General features: G+C 60.1%; 13 protein-coding genes, 1 tRNA gene and 1 pseudogene. 3 read left to right on the plus strand and 12 right to left on the minus strand.

The window, feature by feature from the left end; all coding sequences use genetic code 11:
• Window positions 1-17: 17 nt before the first annotated feature.
• The 6 genes and pseudogenes from JQ621_RS22560 to JQ621_RS22585 form a co-directional block, all read right to left on the minus strand.
• Complete coding sequence (locus tag JQ621_RS22560) at window positions 18-500, minus strand: hypothetical protein (RefSeq protein ID WP_212236881.1); 483 nt, start codon at window positions 498-500, stop codon at window positions 18-20.
• Window positions 490-2,364, minus strand: coding sequence for a site-specific integrase (locus JQ621_RS22565; protein ID WP_212236882.1), 1,875 nt, complete (start codon window positions 2,362-2,364; stop codon window positions 490-492). Before JQ621_RS22565 ends, JQ621_RS22560 begins: the two co-directional genes overlap by 11 nt.
• 3 nt (window positions 2,365-2,367) lie before the next feature.
• Window positions 2,368-4,179, minus strand: coding sequence for a hypothetical protein (locus JQ621_RS22570; protein WP_212236883.1), 1,812 nt, complete (start codon window positions 4,177-4,179; stop codon window positions 2,368-2,370).
• Window positions 4,169-5,323 (minus strand): tyrosine-type recombinase/integrase, encoded by a 1,155-nt coding sequence (locus JQ621_RS22575; RefSeq protein ID WP_312015436.1) that lies wholly within the window; start codon window positions 5,321-5,323, stop codon window positions 4,169-4,171. The genes JQ621_RS22570 and JQ621_RS22575 overlap by 11 nt, the downstream gene beginning before the upstream one ends.
• 378 nt (window positions 5,324-5,701) lie before the next feature.
• Window positions 5,702-6,061, minus strand: a pseudogene (locus JQ621_RS22580) (ParB/Srx family N-terminal domain-containing protein); the annotation flags it as partial.
• A 128-nt stretch (window positions 6,062-6,189) separates the two neighbouring features.
• Window positions 6,190-7,140, minus strand: coding sequence for an ArdC family protein (locus JQ621_RS22585; RefSeq protein ID WP_212236886.1), 951 nt, complete (start codon window positions 7,138-7,140; stop codon window positions 6,190-6,192).
• A 748-nt stretch (window positions 7,141-7,888) separates the two neighbouring features.
• Here JQ621_RS22585 and JQ621_RS22590 point away from each other — a divergent pair.
• A complete protein-coding gene (locus JQ621_RS22590; RefSeq protein ID WP_312015437.1) occupies window positions 7,889-8,677 on the plus strand; it encodes a type IV toxin-antitoxin system AbiEi family antitoxin domain-containing protein in 789 nt (262 codons plus the stop codon).
• Window positions 8,678-8,685: 8 nt separating this feature from the next.
• Complete coding sequence (locus JQ621_RS22595) at window positions 8,686-9,552, plus strand: nucleotidyl transferase AbiEii/AbiGii toxin family protein (protein ID WP_249125484.1); 867 nt, start codon at window positions 8,686-8,688, stop codon at window positions 9,550-9,552.
• A 34-nt stretch (window positions 9,553-9,586) separates the two neighbouring features.
• On the opposite strand, the gene JQ621_RS22600 is transcribed toward JQ621_RS22595, so the two are convergent.
• The 6 genes from JQ621_RS22600 to JQ621_RS22625 form a co-directional block, all read right to left on the minus strand.
• A complete protein-coding gene (locus JQ621_RS22600; RefSeq protein ID WP_212236889.1) occupies window positions 9,587-10,855 on the minus strand; it encodes a DUF2130 domain-containing protein in 1,269 nt (422 codons plus the stop codon).
• Window positions 10,852-11,061 (minus strand): KTSC domain-containing protein, encoded by a 210-nt coding sequence (locus JQ621_RS22605; RefSeq protein WP_212236890.1) that lies wholly within the window; start codon window positions 11,059-11,061, stop codon window positions 10,852-10,854. Before JQ621_RS22605 ends, JQ621_RS22600 begins: the two co-directional genes overlap by 4 nt.
• 3 nt (window positions 11,062-11,064) lie before the next feature.
• Window positions 11,065-12,864, minus strand: a complete 1,800-nt coding sequence (locus tag JQ621_RS22610) for an ATP-binding protein (RefSeq protein ID WP_212236891.1) — start codon at window positions 12,862-12,864, stop codon at window positions 11,065-11,067.
• Window positions 12,861-14,087, minus strand: coding sequence for an SIR2 family NAD-dependent protein deacylase (locus JQ621_RS22615; RefSeq protein WP_212236892.1), 1,227 nt, complete (start codon window positions 14,085-14,087; stop codon window positions 12,861-12,863). Before JQ621_RS22615 ends, JQ621_RS22610 begins: the two co-directional genes overlap by 4 nt.
• Window positions 14,088-14,331: 244 nt before the next feature.
• Window positions 14,332-15,090 (minus strand): TIGR02391 family protein, encoded by a 759-nt coding sequence (locus JQ621_RS22620; protein ID WP_212236893.1) that lies wholly within the window; start codon window positions 15,088-15,090, stop codon window positions 14,332-14,334.
• Between the two features lie 275 nt (window positions 15,091-15,365).
• A tRNA-Met gene (locus JQ621_RS22625) sits at window positions 15,366-15,442 on the minus strand.
• A 310-nt stretch (window positions 15,443-15,752) separates the two neighbouring features.
• Between JQ621_RS22625 and JQ621_RS22630 the strand changes: the two genes are divergently transcribed.
• The gene (locus JQ621_RS22630) at window positions 15,753-17,198 is read left to right on the plus strand and encodes a coniferyl aldehyde dehydrogenase (RefSeq protein WP_409334241.1); all 1,446 of its coding nucleotides are present in this window, start codon (window positions 15,753-15,755) and stop codon (window positions 17,196-17,198) included.
• Window positions 17,199-17,321 lie beyond the last annotated feature (123 nt).

Genomic DNA, 17,321 nt, shown 5'->3' on the forward strand with positions numbered 1-17,321 from the left:
GGCAATCGTAAACGACGTCAGGATTTTGGCCCACGCGGGAGGGCCACCGGCTTCATGGCGCGATCGCGCTCAGTGATCAGGCGGGCATTATGACGCTTCTGCCGCTCAACCTCCGTTTCGGCTTCGAGGATGCGCTTCAGCAGGACGGCATTTTCCGTCACCATACGCCGCTCCTCGATCTGCAAGACCTGGATCAGAGCGCGCTGCTGGGCGAGTTTGTCTTCCCAGGCCGCCAGCTTCTCGGGGACGATCCTGCGATCGCTGGCGCGACGCAACTCGTCGATCATCGAACGATGATTGGTGTAGATCGCGTTGCGGCCGACACGCGCCTCACGTGCGAGCGTGGCAACGGTCAGACGGTAGGATCGCTTTTGTAGGTCCGGGTGTGTGGGCAGTCCCTTAACCAGGCGCTCCAGAGCCTCCCGCAGCTTGCGGTCCGTGTTGCGCAGCCGTTTTTCGTGCGGCGTCAGCGCTGGCATTTTGCCGGTTTTACGCGTCATCGCGTGCATCCTTTCCATGATCGAGATCGCCGAGGATGCGGTCGCATTCGGCAATCCGTGTCTCGGCAAGCTCGCGACTGACCGGGTCGAGGCCAGGATGAGCGAGAAGATCGGCATTGCGATCGCGGCGCGCCTGCCAGACCGGTCGATGCTTGGCCGTAACGGCAAAGTTGGCGCAGGTGAGACACGTGCTTTCAGTCCTCAGCACGGGGTTCGGCCCTTTTTCATCGCCGAAGCAGGCCGCCGTTTCGACGCGATAGACGCAATAGCCCCAGTCGCAGACCCCGAGGCGGAGATCAGTCTCTTCCATCAGGAAGCGGACGTAGGCCTGGGCATCGCCGTCACGCGTGCGTCCCCGGAACTGCGAGCGAGCGGCAATCATCCGCCCGCCCTTGCCGCCAAGCGCTGTCGCCGTCAGCACCTCTTCGAGGGCGGCGCGCGTTTCCTCCTGAGCATGGCGATCGATAAGGTCGTCGAGAGCGAAGTCGGTCCCAACATAACCGCGATCGGTCATCGCACGGGTGACATGACCGAAGTGCGCCTGAAGCGCATGCAGGCCGGTCCGGTCGCGCTTGCCGACGAAGCGGGCGAAGGTCTTTCGGCCCTGATGCGTGTTCAGATGCCAGGGCTCACCCTGATGATGCGGCAGAGCGATGAACGGCGCGAACTGGTTGTTCAACCGCGATATGATCGTGGAGACGACGGGCAAATTAATCCGGGCCGCGGGACCAATAAGGCCGTTGCTGGCCATCGCCAGAAAGAGATCGGGCCGCCCGCTTTGGGCGCGCAAGCGGGCCGACAGTCGTTCCATGACCAGGATGGCGCGTTCGACCGGCGGCGGCGCGACCCAGCGATGGGCCTCGCCATCAGCGCCGCGTGCTGTCTTGTAGATCCGGCCAACGAGATAGGCGAAGCTTTCGCTGCCATCACCTGAGGGATGCTGCTCGATGCAGCCGACTTGAAGCCCGATAATCTCCGAGACCCGGGCGCCGATCAGATAGGCAATGACGACGAAGCAGGCGTCGTAGATACGATCGACAAGATACCGCACCTGCTTGGTGCTGCTGACAGGTACGGCATGCCATGGCGCGTCCTCGCCGGGTAACGTCGAGAATGTGAACGCGGCGATCGCGTCGGTCACGATGAAGCCAGCCTTCGTCTGGCTGATCCCCTGCGCAAGCGCATCGTCATAAACGGTCTGCGCCAGCGTCTGCAACGCGATGACATCATCAGCCGGGGCTCCGATCAGTCGCAACGCCGCCGAGACCAGCGGGACGGCGATCTCATCGGGCGTATAGGGCAGCCAACCGCGATCATGACGGAGCATAGGCTTCCCAATGCCCGGGAACGGATCAGCGATCGCCACTTCCGGGAACTTCGCCCCCTGCAGGTAAAGACGTGTCAGCAGGTTGGCGTATTTTTGCAACGTCCCCGACTTCAAGGGCTTATCCGTCTCTTTGCCCGGGCGCGTCGCCATCGATGCTAAGAACCGCTCGCAAGCGTCGCGATCGAGATCGACGAAGCGCCGATATCCTTGCGCTGCCATCCAGCGGATCAGTATCCGCAAATCCTTGAAGACGGAGACGATGGTTGCTTCATGGACATTGCGACGGCCGGGCGGCGGGTCCAGCTTCAGGCTCCACAGGAACAGCTTTGCCGCCTCTCGCCAATCTGTCCAGTGCGGATCGCTGAACCGGCTGTCGTCAGCAAGGATAAAGCCCCAGTCGAGCGAGAAGTCACTCCGGTTGCCGCCCGGGCGGTATCCGTCGAGATGCCAGACCTGATCCGACCACACCGAGCGTGCCGAGATCCGAATTGGCGAGCGTGTCGCGGCGGGAAGAGCGAATGCCGTGGAAGTCGCCATCGTTCACTCCAGCGCCGGAGGTGTTGGCAGCGTCATCATTCGAGTTTCGGCCTTCGCGCGCAGGGATTGCGGGAAGTCCGGCAGTATGTCGTCGACCAGAATGCGCAAGCTCGATGCGTACAGAAGCTCGAAGCGGCGCGGATCGAGGCGTTCACGCGCCCGCTCCAGTTCGCTCTTCGCCTGAAGAATGCGCGCCATGTGTTCCGCGTCGATCGGGATGACCAGTCCAGGGCAGCGCAGACATCCGCCGAAGTGCCGGCAGACCCTGCCAGCCGTCGAACCGGATGCCGTCCCCGCAATCGGATTGAGACAATCATGGCTGAACGGGGCTATCGCGTTGGCGCCCAGGGCAATCCGCTCTCGCGCCGTATGATCCCCAGCGTCGATCTCCGTACCGATAATCCAGCCGAGCATCAGGTCCTGCAATCTGGCGATGGCCTCGCGCTGGACACGGCGCGTCTGCGGCCCCTTGATGTAAAGTTCGGTCGTGTCGACGCGAGCGTGATTGAGCACGTCCTGTGTCACGACGATATCGCCGCCGGACGCCTTGTAATATTCGGTGGCGACGCTACCGCGCAGCAGCACGGCAGCAAAATCCGGCAGCAAAGGCCGTGCCCGTTCGGGTGCTGCCTTATTCCAGATGGCGATCCGAGCGTTCGAACGGCTGACGAACGGTTTCAAAGCATGCGACAATGTCGCCTCGGGAATGAGCGTGACTGTATCCTTCTTCTCGCTCTTCACCAGGAACAAACGGCTCCGATCCTGTCGGCTGGCCCGAGATGCAAGTGGCGCCGTCATCGCCAATAGCCTGTCGAGCAGGTTCGGCGCGGCATACCGGCGACGGCGATCGAAGGATCGTCTTTGCGCGCGCTTGATCGTCCGTCCGGCCCGAGGCTTTGCCCACTCGATGATGACGCGATGCTCATCGAGCGGATGCGCCACCTGGCAATCGCGTGTGATCAACCGCAGCGCGTCCGGATTGCCTGCGGTCTGGATCGCAATGGCAATGAAGAAGGCAACGACCGTTTCTCCGGTCAGGTGAAGATAGCCTCCGAGATGACGCAGCCCCCCATGACGTGCGACTGCCGATATGTTGACCTGGCTCCGGATCGCGAGAGTGCGCGAAGGCAGGACCCCGTCATTCACCCCGGCGAGCGCCCGGATCAGGTCGCAAAGTTCGGGATCGACACCATCAACCGGTCCGCTCGTGGCGAGAATCCTTCGCCCCGTTTCGAAGCGCTCCCAAGCCTCGTCGATCTCCTCGTAACAGGCACGAAGGATGGCTTTGAGGTCGTCTCCGCCAAGGCGTGTGCGGGGATCGGCATGGCGGTTCGGCCAGGACCGCCAGGGGAAGTCGATACGCGCGGGCAACCGGGATGGATGCCGACGCTTGGTCCAGTCGATCATCTGACGCAGCTGCATCAGCACATTCGCCCGCGACCCCTTCGACCAGGGCTTGTTCGTCTGTCCCGCGATCTGTTGATCCAGCCAGGCGACATAGCGCCCGACCATTGCGGTGGTCAGATCCCCTGCAGAAAGAACATGCCCGTCCTCCACCGCAAAGCGCGCGAAGACGCGCAGCGCCATCCAGCAATGACGCAGCGTGTCGGAGCTCGATGCGGCATGATGATTGCGGAAGGCGTCTGCCAGAAGCATCGCAATGTCTGTCGGCAAACCAAGCTTGCCGAGATCGTAGCGCTTTGCGACCTCGCCCCAACCGTCACGAAAGACGGCGACGGTATCGACCGGCTGGTCCAGCACAATCGGTGACGCAGCCGATAGACGCCGGTCGATACGCTCACGCTTACCGGCCATCGGGGATCAACTCACCGTAGAGATAGTCGATGCTGTCGGCGAGTTCCCGGGCATTGAGCTCGACGCAGCGCAGGTAGATCGCCGTGCTCTGGATCGAACTGTGCCCGAGCAGGACCTGGACGATCTTCAGCGGATTGAGGTCAGGCGTGGTTGATGCCTGTCGCTGTAATCGCACCAGCATGGTCATCGCAAAGGTATGGCGCAACCAATGCAGCGAACCCGCCACGCCGGCGGCTCGGAAAGCTTCCGCAAACACCGCCGTCAATCGTGTCTTGCTGACCGCATTCCCCTGCAGATTGAGGAAGAGCGCCGATGGTGGCCGATAATCCGACCGTTGGCGACGCAATGCCCGGACCTGCGGCGTGCGCACTTCGTCGATATAGCGTTGCGTGCGATCAACCAGGCGGATCGGCGGGTAGATCGTGCGAGGCTTGTCGCCCTTGGTGATCGTCAAGGGCACGCCGACCAGCGGATGATCCTCGTCATCAAGATGTGCTGTCTCCGGGACCTGGAAGACAGCTAAGCCGCAAAGCTCCTTGCGCCGTAATCCCGTCGCGAGCGCCCATTCCGCCATCAGGCGGTAGGGCATCTCCAACTGGGCGAAGACCCGGCGCAACTGATCGACCCGCAACGGTCGCGGCAAGCGCTCATGCTCGGCAACAGTCAAGATGTTCGCCGCCACGACACCGGGGCGCGCGTTGACATGCGCAAGGAACGATTGTCGGCGGCCAGGGCCCACCCGCACGTCGACAAAGTGGAACGGCAAGGCCTCGATCCAGCCGCGCCCCTGCGCCCAGACATAAAACCGGCAGACCGTGCGAACCCGATCATTCACCGTCGACCGCGCGTATGGCCGCTTCGTATGTGGGCTCGGTTGCGACAGCATGCGATTGCGCCAGGCCGCAATCTCCGCCTCGCTCACCGCGCGCCAGTCGAGACCAGATTGCTCCAGACTGTCGAACCAATCATGCAGGTGCTCGCAGTAGGTCCGTATCGTTTCCGCCGCATGCGAGCGGCCCGGAATCGTCGCCAATTCCATCAGCCAGGCGAACGCCGGCTCGATAATCGCCATCCGTTCAGACAGCAGTATAGGAAACCCAGCCTGGATTGCGGCATAGCCCATCGCCGCCTTGATGATCCGCACCACACTGTCCTCTTTGGTCCTAGCCGTCCGAAACGGCAAAAGACACCGCGCTGGACGCAACTCCCTGTACAGCAACAAAGAAGACAGCTTCCCGAACCAGTTGTTATTAAGCGGAGCGCCTACGGCGCACTCTTTTGTTTAGGATGCGAGGGGTTCCCCTCGCGCTCTCCCGCTCGCCGCGTGGCAGGGTTGCAGGACTTCGCCTGCAACCATTTGACTAGCTTGTGGTGTCGCCGCCGCGTCAAGCGTTGTCCTCGCTACGCTGCGGGAACGCTTGACTCGGACGTCTGTGTGCCTTCCTCGAAATGCCCCACGCATATGAACCATCACGATGACAGCCAAACGACTCTAACAGGACAGTTCGAACACAGAACCTAACAGGCCGATCCGTTCATCATTCTCGGCGAGGGAATCATCCTCGGCGATGCCACTGTCCCGGACCACGCACGGCACGGGCTGGGTCTTTGCCATACGCTTCTGCTTCACCAGCAGTTCGAGCGCGCGGTAGCGGCGTCCACCAGCGGGCACCTCGAACATGCCGGTCTCCTGGCCGTCGGCATCGACGACCGCACGAACGCTCAGGCTTTGCAGCAGCGTGCGCTGGGCGATGCTCTCTGCCAGTTGATCGATCGAGACGCCGGCCTTCACACGCCGAATGTTGGACTGGCTGAGCACCAGCTTGTTGAAGGGAATGTCTCGCGATGGACTGAGCTTGATTTTCTGAACGGCGCTTGCCATGTCGGTTTCTCCACGACGGGCGGCCGAAAGACTCTCTTTCGACCTCCAACCCGTCACCGACTAACCGGCACGCCTCTCACTCTCTGACTCGCGGTAACGACTGAAAGCGGAAGCAGGAGGCTTACTCTTCACGCTGCCTCCTCGTTGCCCTCAGCAATGGCGTCGGTCGCGGGCGCCAGAAAGGCGAGCAGGAAATCGGCCGCCTTCGAGGCCGCGCTTGCCGCGCGCACCACAGCGCGGTTATCCTCGCGAAGCACCTCCAGCCAGGAACCGATATAGTCGGCGTGGCGCACGGTAGGCACGATGCCGAGCGAGGCGCAGACGAAGGCACCCGCCATTTCGGCGACAAGCTCTTCGCGCGCGTAAGATTTCGAGCCAAACGATCCCGAGTGATCGCGGTTAAGGCGAGACGTATGACCAACCCAATGACCAAGCTCATGGAAAGCGGTCCGGTGCCAATTGATCGGCTCGAAATAAGCCGCCGGCGGCGGCACCTGCACGAAATCGCTGGTCGTGTTGTAGTAGGCACGGGCACCGCCGATTCGGAAATCCGCGCCGGTCGCCGCGATCAACGCCTCGGCTTGGGGCTCAATCTGGCCTGGTGGCGGCGGGACCACTAAAGCAGCTACCTCCTCGCGCAAGCCATCGCACTGATCCGTGTTGAAGACGGTAAATCGCTTGAGAAACGGGATGGCACCCGGCTCCTCGCCGGTTTCCGCGGCGCGGCGGCGTTCGTCGTCCGGAGTAAAGCGATCTGCATAAACGACGGTCGTTCCCCGCTCGCCCTTCCTGACATGGCCGCCGAGCCCAAGCGCCTGGCGAAAGGTGAGCCAGCTCTGTCCGGAAAAGCCGTGCTCGATAACGGCACCCCACAGGATCAACACGTTGATCCCGGAATATCCGCGCTGCGTCGACGCGTTGCGCGGCATCGCGAGTGGCGCCTTGATCGCCGCCGTCCCCCATGGCTGCACCCACGGGATACGGCCAGCCTCCAGCTCGGCGATGATCTTGTCGGTGATTTCGGTGTAAAGGCTCGCGCGGTCGTTGCCGGCGCGAACTCGGGCGGTATGTCCAGACATGGCGGTTCTCCGCGACGGGCCGCCGGAAGCCTCTCCTCCGACCTCAACCCGTCCCGACAAACCGATCCGCACTCTCACTCTCAGCAGCGGTGACGCCGCACGCACTTCAGGGGAAACGGACCGCGCATCCGCACGGCCGTCTTTGCGTCAGGGATGGAAGCCCGAAGGGCGCGGAGCGAAGCGAAGGTAAAGGCACCCGGCGCGGGGCAGTGATAGCGACGCCGGCATGAAATGACGGCGGGACCCGCGACCGAGTGCGGTCGCGAGACCGGTTAACAAGGCACCCGCGTTCGGGGCAGTGATAGCGGCGCCGGCATGAAATGACGGCGGCCCCTAACGCGAGAGCCTCCGGCGAGCGACACATGATCTGCGCAAGGGATCGAAGCCGAAAGGCCGAGACGCGTCAGCGGCTCGGTTCACGAGAGCCCGGTCCCGCAGGGAGGCGCCGACAGGCCACCCAGGTTTGCGCGGGAGATTTCATACCTATTCCGGCTAAGAGCGATCATGGCAGGACGTAACCTACTTGGTGGCGCGGCCCTTCCTCTCTGGCGGCTGTGGTATTGCGGTAAGCGACGAGGGCCCGGTCACAAAGCCAACGTCTCCAGTATCATATTGTAAAACAGACGATTTTTGTCGATTCTTGCTTATGGCGCTTTACGCCCCTAAAGTCTCATATTGAAAAATAGACGATTTCAGCCTATTTTATAATATGATGCTAGAGACAGGTTCCACCCTTCAAGACTATATTTTGGAGCTCCAGTCGGGCGGGCGGATTTCGTTCACCGCGGAGGAAGCCTCCACCGCGCTTGGCATCAAACATTCCGCCTTCCAGGCATCCGCCGCGCGTCTTCAAAGAAAGCGGCTGCTCTTCAATCCACGCCACGGGTTCTATGTCATCGTCCCTCCACAGTATTTGACGTGGGAAGCGCCGCCGCCAAGTTGGTACATAGATGATCTCATGCGCCACGAAGGCCGGACGTACTACGTTGGCCTTTTGAAGGCAGCGGAGTTGCACGGCGCGACCCATCACGCGGTCATGGAATTTCAAGTCGTCACCGACAAGCAACTGTCCAAAATCAAGGCGGGACGATCTTTCATCGTATTTTACTTCCGCAAAACCATGTCGGCCGTTGTGGATAGTCTTGAAAGCCACAAGACCGACACGGGAAGCATGAAGATTTCGTCGGCAGAGCTGACGGCGCTTGATCTGTTGCGCTACCTCCACGTGGTCGGAGGCGTCGATTCCGTCGCAACCATTCTGAAGGACTTGGGGTCGCGCCTGGACGCAAACAAGCTGGCGAAACTCGCTGTTCACTTTGAACGAACAACCATTCAGAGACTCGGCTATCTGCTGGACCGTTTGGGGCATTCCACCGTGAGCGAGCCGCTTCGCAACGCGTTGCTCTCAAAATCGCCGGTGCCCTGGGTTCAGCTTGAGCCCATGGATCGAAAACGACCGGCCCTGGCCGAACCGCCGCTGGAGAAAAACGAACGCTGGCGCGTCGCCGTTCATCGCCATCCGGAGATCGATGAATGATTCCCGCCATGAACATCGTCGCCTGGTCGAAGAACGCGCCATGGGCCGAACAGCGGCAAATCGAACAGGATTTGATTATCTCCCGGGCGCTCGTCGAGCTGTTCAACGATCCGTTCCTGGTGAAGCAGCTGCGCTTTCGCGGCGGCACCGCGCTCAACAAACTCCACTTTCCAAAACCGCTTCGTTATTCCGAGGATATCGATCTGGTGAAGACGGCGGAGGGGCCGCTCAAGCCTCTGCTGGACCGGGTGCACGACATTCTCGATCCGTGGCTTGGGGACCCAGTTTTCGGCCGCAGTCAGGTGGCGCCCAAATTCAAATATTCCATCGAAGCCGAAGACAGAACGTCCAAGGCTCCGATCCGTCTGAAACTTGAAATCAATACCCACGAGTGCGATGCGTTTGATGGCGCGCGCTTGCTCCCGTTCAAGGTCAGTAATCCGTGGTTCTCTGGCGAGACCAAGATCGCGACGTTTTCAAATGAGGAATTGCTTTCGACAAAAATCCGCGCACTTCTTCAGCGCAACAAGGGCCGCGACCTCATCGATCTGTCGCATGCCCTGGACGTTTTTCCGGATCTCGATACGCAAAAGACCATCGATCTGATGGGGCGCTATTTGGAGCTTTCCGAAACGCCCATTACCCGTCCGCAAGCGGAGCAGCGCATGTTCGCCAAGCTCGGTCGCGGCAGCTTCCTCGCGGATGTCATTCCGCTTCTCACCGCCGACGAGGCGGCCAAATTTGATGACGACGCCGGCAGGCGCGCGTTCGCGAACGTCTTCAACAAGCTTATTCAGCTCATGCCAGGCAAGGTTTGGGCCAGCACGCCAAGGATGATCGAAGAGTTTGGGCTACAAGACTTGATCACCGCATAGCAGCGCGCTGGGCCACGACGAGGCCTACAGGCCCTTATTCTTCCTTGTCTTCGATAAGCGGTGTCTCCAAAGCTGGAATTTCCTGCATGGCGCGCCCCGCTATCCCTTGAAGATCGCCATACATTCCAACCGTCGAGTCAATAACTCCTTGAATCTGCGCCTCTCGTTTTGCCCAAAGACGCATCGTGGCTTTCCGTTCGCGGTTAAGATCGTCTTGCATCTCCGAAAAGCGTTCAACGATTGCCTCGACACGATGGCGAAAGCGGGGGCCGGTCAAATACTGATAAACCAGCTCAGTCTTTGTCAGTTGCCCATCCTGTGACAAGCGCGCTGCTGCGAGTTCGATGAGGGATTGACGGAGCACTGAGGCGACCGGAATTGTGTAGCGGGGATGAGTGATCCAGACTCCATCAACCAATTCAAAACTTTCAACGTTTTTCGGCAGCACTTCCGACACCAGAAGCGCCAGTTCCGCCTTTGCCGCCCGCTGATCTCCACGTAGTTTTGGGAGCCATCCATCACTCCAGTTTTTGGTGCGCTTCGTCTCCCATAGTATGGCTCCGCAGGCCTGTCCCGTAGGGCCTATGACACGCTGCAACACATCACCGCCAAATTCGCCTTTGGCGACCGGCTCCAGTATGTCAAGCGGGAAGCGGTTGGCCAGCACGGTTTCGAGTTGCAGCTCCAGAACTTCTCCCTGCAATTGCTGGGAGCCTTGTTCCGCCCGGCGTCTTAGTTCTTCGATCTGGCGCTGCATTGAAAGGATCTGCTCTTCCTTTTCCGAAACTTTCAATCGCAGACCGTCTTCCGCTTCTTTCTTGGCTTGTTCGCGGATAGAGCTGAGCGCTTCCTGGACCCGTTTTTCAACGGACAGCTCCAACTCGCGCTTGGCATCATCAAGTTCTCGCTGTTTACGCAAGAGTTCAGCCTGCGCCGCTTGCGCCTCCGCCAATTTCGTGTCTCGTTGCAGCAACACATCTTTTAGTTCAGAAATCTCCTTCGCTTTGACCTCCAGATCGGCTCCAAGCTGGAGTTTAGCCTTGCGCGCCTCGTCGGCAGCAATGACGCCCCGTTCGGATTTCAGTTTTTCTGCGACCAGCGTTTCCACGTTCGCCTGCGCGTCCTTGACGGCATCCTGCTGACGCCGGAGTTCGGCCTCGCGCTTGTCGAGCGCTGCATCCTTGTCGGCGATCTTCTTCTCATACTCCCGCTTCGTCGCTGCGATCAGAGGAGCCGCAAGCGATTCCGTGAGCTTGATTTCCGTTTGGCAGTTCGGACAGGTTATTGTGGCATCGATAGTCATGCGCGCTCGAATGGATATTTGTCTTTGATGTTGGCGTTGAAGTAGATGCCGTGTGAATTTGCTGACATCAGTTGCTCGTGCACGAAGCTGGGTACATTGAAGTACCGATATATCGTGCCTCCTTTAAACTCGATCTCAAGAGTTTCGCTGTTGGGATCGTATCCAACAGAAGCAAGATTTGACGAACTTACCGACTGCCGTTCCATCGTCTATTTCTCCTTTCTTGTCGGTTTCCATTTTGGATTCTGCGCTCGCCAAGGGCCGCTCAAATTCACGTAGTCTTCTGCTCCGGCTCTCTTCTTGCTCCATGCCAACGAGATTTCAGGGTCTTCACTGCTTGGTCTGGCATTCTCGGGAGGAAGCGTAATCCTACACCGGATTGGAAGTTTGGCGGCTTCCCCCGTTATTATCGCCTCGCCAGTTCGCAGCACCGGAAGGCTGTCCATCAATCCGCTAAGGCTGTCAGGTAATGCGGCTTGGACCTTGCTGCGGTCCCCCGAATTTGACAGCCGCAGCGCAACGAAGGTACCACATTGTGAGAGAATCGTATCGTCAATCTCTGAGGGGCGCTGGCTGACGATCATCGCCCCGACGCCGAATTTTCGTCCCTCCTTCACGATCCGCTGGACCATGGCCTTGGCGGGACCGTTGGCATCCTTTCCGAGATAGCGGTGGGCCTCCTCCATCACGACTAGCAATGGCCGCTGACGCCCACCTTCCTGGGTTTCTCTCCCCCAAAAGAGCGCCTCGTAAAGGACATTGAGAATCCCGCCAACCAGATGATGAAGAACGGTGCTCGGAACGCCAGAAAGATCGAGGATTGTGATGGGCTTGTCCGATCCAAGCCATCCTTTTAGTAGCTCTGGTAGGTCTTTCTTTGCGTCTCCCTTAAGCGATGATTCCCAATCGCCGGGATGAAGCATGAAGTCATACTGACGATCGAGAAGTCGGGATCTCATTTGATCAAGCTGCCGACGTATCGACAGAACGCCAGAGTTGTTTGCGAAAGGCGGTGTGCTTGATGTTCCTGGATGCGGATACCTCGGCGCGACAAGGGTGTCCGCGTTTCCGGGGGTTGTGATGGCGGATTGGGTTCGTGCTTGATCTTTCCACGTTTTCAATTCGGGATCGATCAGATCGAGCCACAATTGTTTCAGGCTGAAGGGAATCGGCGTTTCCGGTGTCAATGAGTTGACATCGATGCCCTCGTATTTTCCGCCCTTGGCCAGCGCAAGCTTCGCGGCGACAATCCGGTCTGTGATGCTGGTGAAGGCACGATCTTCGATGCGACCCATTAAGAAAGACAGCAGTTCAGTCGTGTCGATGGCCCAATAGGGAATCAGCAGAGGTTCTTCATCCGCCGCTGGTGAGACACGGAAGACCTTGGCAATGCTCTTGAGAGCGGTTGCGTACTCGCCATGAATGTCCAAGAGGAGAATACGGGTGTTTGGGAAGGCAGGTTTGCCGTCTGGTGAGTGAGCTATCGCGCGGAGAAGGCTGGCGATGGTCGTAGATTTTCCTGCACCGGTCGAGCCGAGGACGGCGCTGTGCCTCGTGACAAGGCGATCAAGGTCGATGCGAACAGGGATGCTTTCAGCGCCCGCCAGCCGCCCGATGACGACCTGGCCTCGTTCTGCCGTTCCGTAGATTTTGGCCAGATCCTCATCGGTGACGAGATGAACCTCGTCGTTAATCGCGGGGTACTGACTGATGCCTCGCTCGAAAGCGGTTTCGACAATTTCGCCAACGAGCTGAACAGTCATCCAGCGTTCGCCGCGCGAACTGAGATTCTGCAAAGCCTCTGGAGTCGCTGTTGCCCCGACGTCTGCAATAATGCCGTAGAGGTCGTGATACCCTTGCGGTATTCGGACAAAGCTGCCCACTTGGCCGACCCTGTAGCTGCGGCCCCCAATGATCGAGATACCGGAGGCAACGCCTTCAAACTGGCGAATGCTGATGGCTGCGCCCGAGACGGCGCCCACGTGTCCAAGGAGCGTCGGAGCGATCATGGGGCCGTCCCTGCTGCGGCCACAGTAGCCGTAGGAGGAGCGGCGGCAGTGGGCACGGCTGGAGCAGGCGTGAGCGCCTGCATCGACCGCGATGCCGCAAAAAAGTGTCCAAAGGCCTCGATGGCTCCCAGCGAAAACTGCGAAGGCACGCTTGCCTTTGGCGGTGACCAATAAGTTGCTCTGATCGGACCCCAGTCCTTGCTGGGCAACTCGGAGGAAACCTGCCACGGCCCTTCGATGCCGTTCACTACGGCCTTGTCGGGCGAATAAACGCTTAGGTTGGGGCGTCGCCTCGCCAGATCGCAAGCTGCGCCTTCCTCAGCGAGAGGCTTGAATTGAAATGCAAACACGCTGGCTGACGGATTGGCCGCCAGCCCCTCGTCGATGCGCGCTGAAATGTGCGCGTCTGCATAGGAGAAGCCGACGGAAATCAGAAGAGTATCCGGCGTCGTCAAGAAGGTACGAAGACGGTCAAAGAGCGCCGCATAAGGCGCTTTTTGTGTCTGGTCGTACTTAAGATGTTCGGGAAAGACCAGATGCGTTGCGGTATCGTGCCCTGTGCGAATTACTTCATCCTTGTCGCTGGCCTTCCATCCGAGTGATCCATGCAGCTTCCACAGTCGCGTCCAGCGTGGCGGCAGATCGTTTCCGGCGACCGATACCGGATCGAAGAACGGCTCTCGTCCACCCGTAAATCCGTCGAAGTAGGGAGCCCGGACAGCCTCGAAGGCCTCCTCAAACAGAAGGTCGTAGTTGGTCGTGAATATCTCGACCGGATGATCGCGCGCGATACCCGTTATCCAGTTGACAATGTCATTGTACGCACAACCATTCTTCGGCAGCCGTACATTCACAATCTTGCCGATCTCCGTGCAGATTTCCTCGCCGAAGATCTTAAACCCGTCGCCGTTAAGACCATGAATGGTTGATTTGCCGATGACTTTGCTAAGCGAGCGGATACGCGAGAGGACCGTTTCGATGTCGTGCTTGTCCAGCTCACCCTTCAGGGCGGCAATCTGGGCGCAGTATTTCGGTTCGAGCGCGGTCAAGACCTGGATCGTTAGGCCCTCGACTGCGGGGATAAGCGGATATGTACCGTCGTCTTTGGCAGTTCCCGCGCCCGCGCCTGCTCCAACCAGGAGGCCGATGCGTTTTCTCCCTTGAGCGATGATGGTACGCAATGAAGCCATGTATTGATCTGGATTATGTACGCTAATGCTCAAATCAGGCACCTCCGGCAATTTCAAAGAACATTAGTCGAGGACTCGGACCGCCGTCTATCGAATACGCAGGCGAAGATTGCGAATTATCCTACGCGCCGACTCAAAGTAGAATAGCTTCAAGAGCGCCTAAACGGCAGTGTGCGATCGCAGCCGCCGCTGGTCACGCGCCCGCAGAACGGTGGCAAGAAGAAAAGATCCGCCTGGAAATCCACCATGCATCACCGCTGCCACATCGACACCGTGATCAGGGGGCCGACTGTTGCTTCGCCTGCACACGAGCATCGACAATGCGGAGCAGATGATTGGCCAGCATGATGATTTCAGCGGCCTCGCCGGGATCGTCCAACGCAACGTAGCGATGCGAGTGAGGGTTCTTGTAGGAGCCGATCGCACCGCTGAACAGATGGGCGCGAGCTTCGCGCTCAGCCATATCGGTATTCATGTCGGCGAGCGGGCCGTTTGCAGGGTCAAAGGCTTTGCGCATGAGCGACGTGCCGACATCTTTTGTCGGTAGCCCGGCGGCATCCCGCACGGCGACTTCTACGGCCTTCATCGCTTCAAACACGGCAGTGTCAAGCTTTCCCCGGTGATACTGCTGCCAGACATCCTCCCGGATATTCGGATGCAGGGATTCCTTTGGAAGTCGAAGCGCACCGAATGAGCGCGCGGATTCTGGCTCTTCGGCAAGTTTGACAGCACGGCGGCTCAGCACCCGGAGCGTATGCGGTTCATGGTAACCCGGGTGCGGGATCAACAGAGCAGCCCCTTCCAACCAATACCAGGCTTCCCGAATGGCCCGCTCCAGCTCACCCCTTCTGTTGGTTGGATAGGAAGTGCCGGCACCATTTCTCGGACCGAGAGCGGAGTTGATAAATGTGCCGAGTTCCAGTTGCTGCATATGCTCCGGCCAACGCGAAACAACCTGGAGAATACGCAGGGCCAGTTCATCCGGCTCAAGCGCCAGCACGACGTCGGCCTCAGGTACGAGTTCAGCGAGGTTCATGAAGCGATTCGGGACCGAGTCGATGGCTCGATGATACCGGATGCCGTGCCCGGAGTCCGACCCGCTTAGCCCGCTCGTCTTTGGGCCGCCGATGGTGGCGCCCGCAGTGGCACTTCTGATCACAATTGAGTCATTGCGTCGCGCCCGACCCCGCCGATTTTACGCTGCGACTTTCCTCCTGCCGCTTCCACGACGCTTCCACGAACGAAAATTTGCATCAAAATCCGAGCAGCAAAAAGCCCTCGAAAACGAAGTGTTCTCAAGGGCTTGATACTTGGTTGCGGGGATAGGATTTGAACCTATGACCTTCAGGTTATGAGCCTGACGAGCTACCGGGCTGCTCCACCCCGCGTTAAACCGTTGCGCGCCCTCGTGAAAATGCCGGGGACGGTCGATTGAGGGCCGACGCTGTTCGCGTGGCTTGCTTCTCCCGTCCCGAAGGCTTCCTTGGAAGGCAACCCCGGGCAAAGCCCGTTGGGTGCGGGGGGTATGTACCAACCCGCACCGCCTTTGGAAAGGGCCGAAGGGACGTTTTTTTCGACTTTGTGACAGGCCTGTGGACCCGGATTCCGGCCGATTTGCCACACACTTGCCAGAAGTTCCACAAACCGCCAGCGTACGGCAACAAAACAGCGGCAAAACGCCTGGTCGGGAGAATTGCCTTGGACAACGCTTTACACCGCCCCGAGGCGGCCGCCCCGCTGGCCGCGCTCACGGACAACTTCCAGGCCATGGTTGCGCGCTCGCGGGCCGAGCCCGCGCCCGATTGCGCCGGTCGGCTCGACCGGTTGACGCGGCTGCGCGCCGTGGTCGCGAACAACGAAGAGCGTTTCCGGCAGGCGATCTCGGCCGATTTCGGCCACCGCTCGGCGGTGGAGACCACCATCGCCGAGATGATGCTGGTGTTCTCCGAGATCCGGCATGCGTCCAAGCATTTGAAGACCTGGATGGCGCCGCAGCGCGTGGCGACGGCGCTGCAATTCCTGCCCGCGCGCAACCGGCTGATCCCGCAGCCGCTCGGCGTGGTCGGCATCATCGCGCCCTGGAATTATCCGCTGCAGCTGACGCTCGCGCCGGCGGTCGGCGCCATTGCGGCCGGCAACCGAATCATCATCAAGCCGAGCGAGCTGGTGCCGCACTTTGCCGCGCTCCTGAAAGAGACCGTCGCGCAAAAATTCGACGCCAGTGAGCTGCTCGTCACCGGGGTCGAGGACGAGATCGCAAAGGGCTTCGCACACCTGCCGTTCGATCATCTCGTCTTCACCGGCTCGACCCGGGTCGGGCGGCTGGTCGCCGAAGCGGCGGGGCGGAATCTCACGCCTGTCACGCTCGAGCTCGGCGGCAAGTCGCCGGCGATCGTCGACGTGACGGCGGATCTCGACGAGGCGGCCGAGCGCATCGCCTACGGCAAACTGCTCAATGCCGGGCAGACCTGCATCGCGCCCGACTATGTGCTGGTGCCCGAGCCTTCGATGCAGTCCTTCGCCGAGAAGGTCCGCGCGCAGATGCGACGCATGTTCGGCAACGACCCCGCCAACAAGGACTACACCTCGGTCATTTCCGACCGCCATTATGCGCGGCTGGAAGCGCTGGTCGCGGATGCCGTGCAGCACGGCGCAAAGATCCTGCAGCCGGCGATGGCCGACGATCCCAACTGGAAGGCGCACCGCAAATTCCCGCCGACGCTGATCGTCGGCGCGACCGAGGCGATGACGGTGATGCAGGAGGAGATTTTTGGCCCCGTGCTGCCGGTGCTGGGCTATCGCGAACCGGCTGAGGCCATCGCTTTCATCAACCGCCGCGACCGGCCGCTCGCGCTCTACTGGTTCGGCAAGAACGACGTCGCACGCGACGAGGTGCTGGCGCGAACCGTCTCCGGCGGCGTCACCATCAATGACTGCCTGTTTCACTTCGCTCAAGTGAACCAGCCCATGGGCGGCGTCGGCGCCTCCGGCACCGGCGCCTATCACGGCGAATGGGGCTTCAGGACGTTCAGCAAGCTGAAGCCGGTGTTCTATCGCTCAAAATTCAATCGCCTCGCCGATCTCTATCCGCCCTATGGCGGCAACATCGCGCGACTGGAGAAGATGATGCGGTTCATGTCGTAGCTCGCGGTCATTCCGGGGCGATGCGCAGCATCGAGCCCGGAATCCATCTTGCCACCAACTCTGCGGATCAATGGATTCCGGGTTCGCGCTACGCGCGCCCCGGAATGACGAGAAGAAAAAGGG

The sequence above is a fragment of the Bradyrhizobium manausense genome (genome assembly GCF_018129685.1).
Lineage (GTDB): Bacteria > Pseudomonadota > Alphaproteobacteria > Rhizobiales > Xanthobacteraceae > Bradyrhizobium > Bradyrhizobium manausense_D.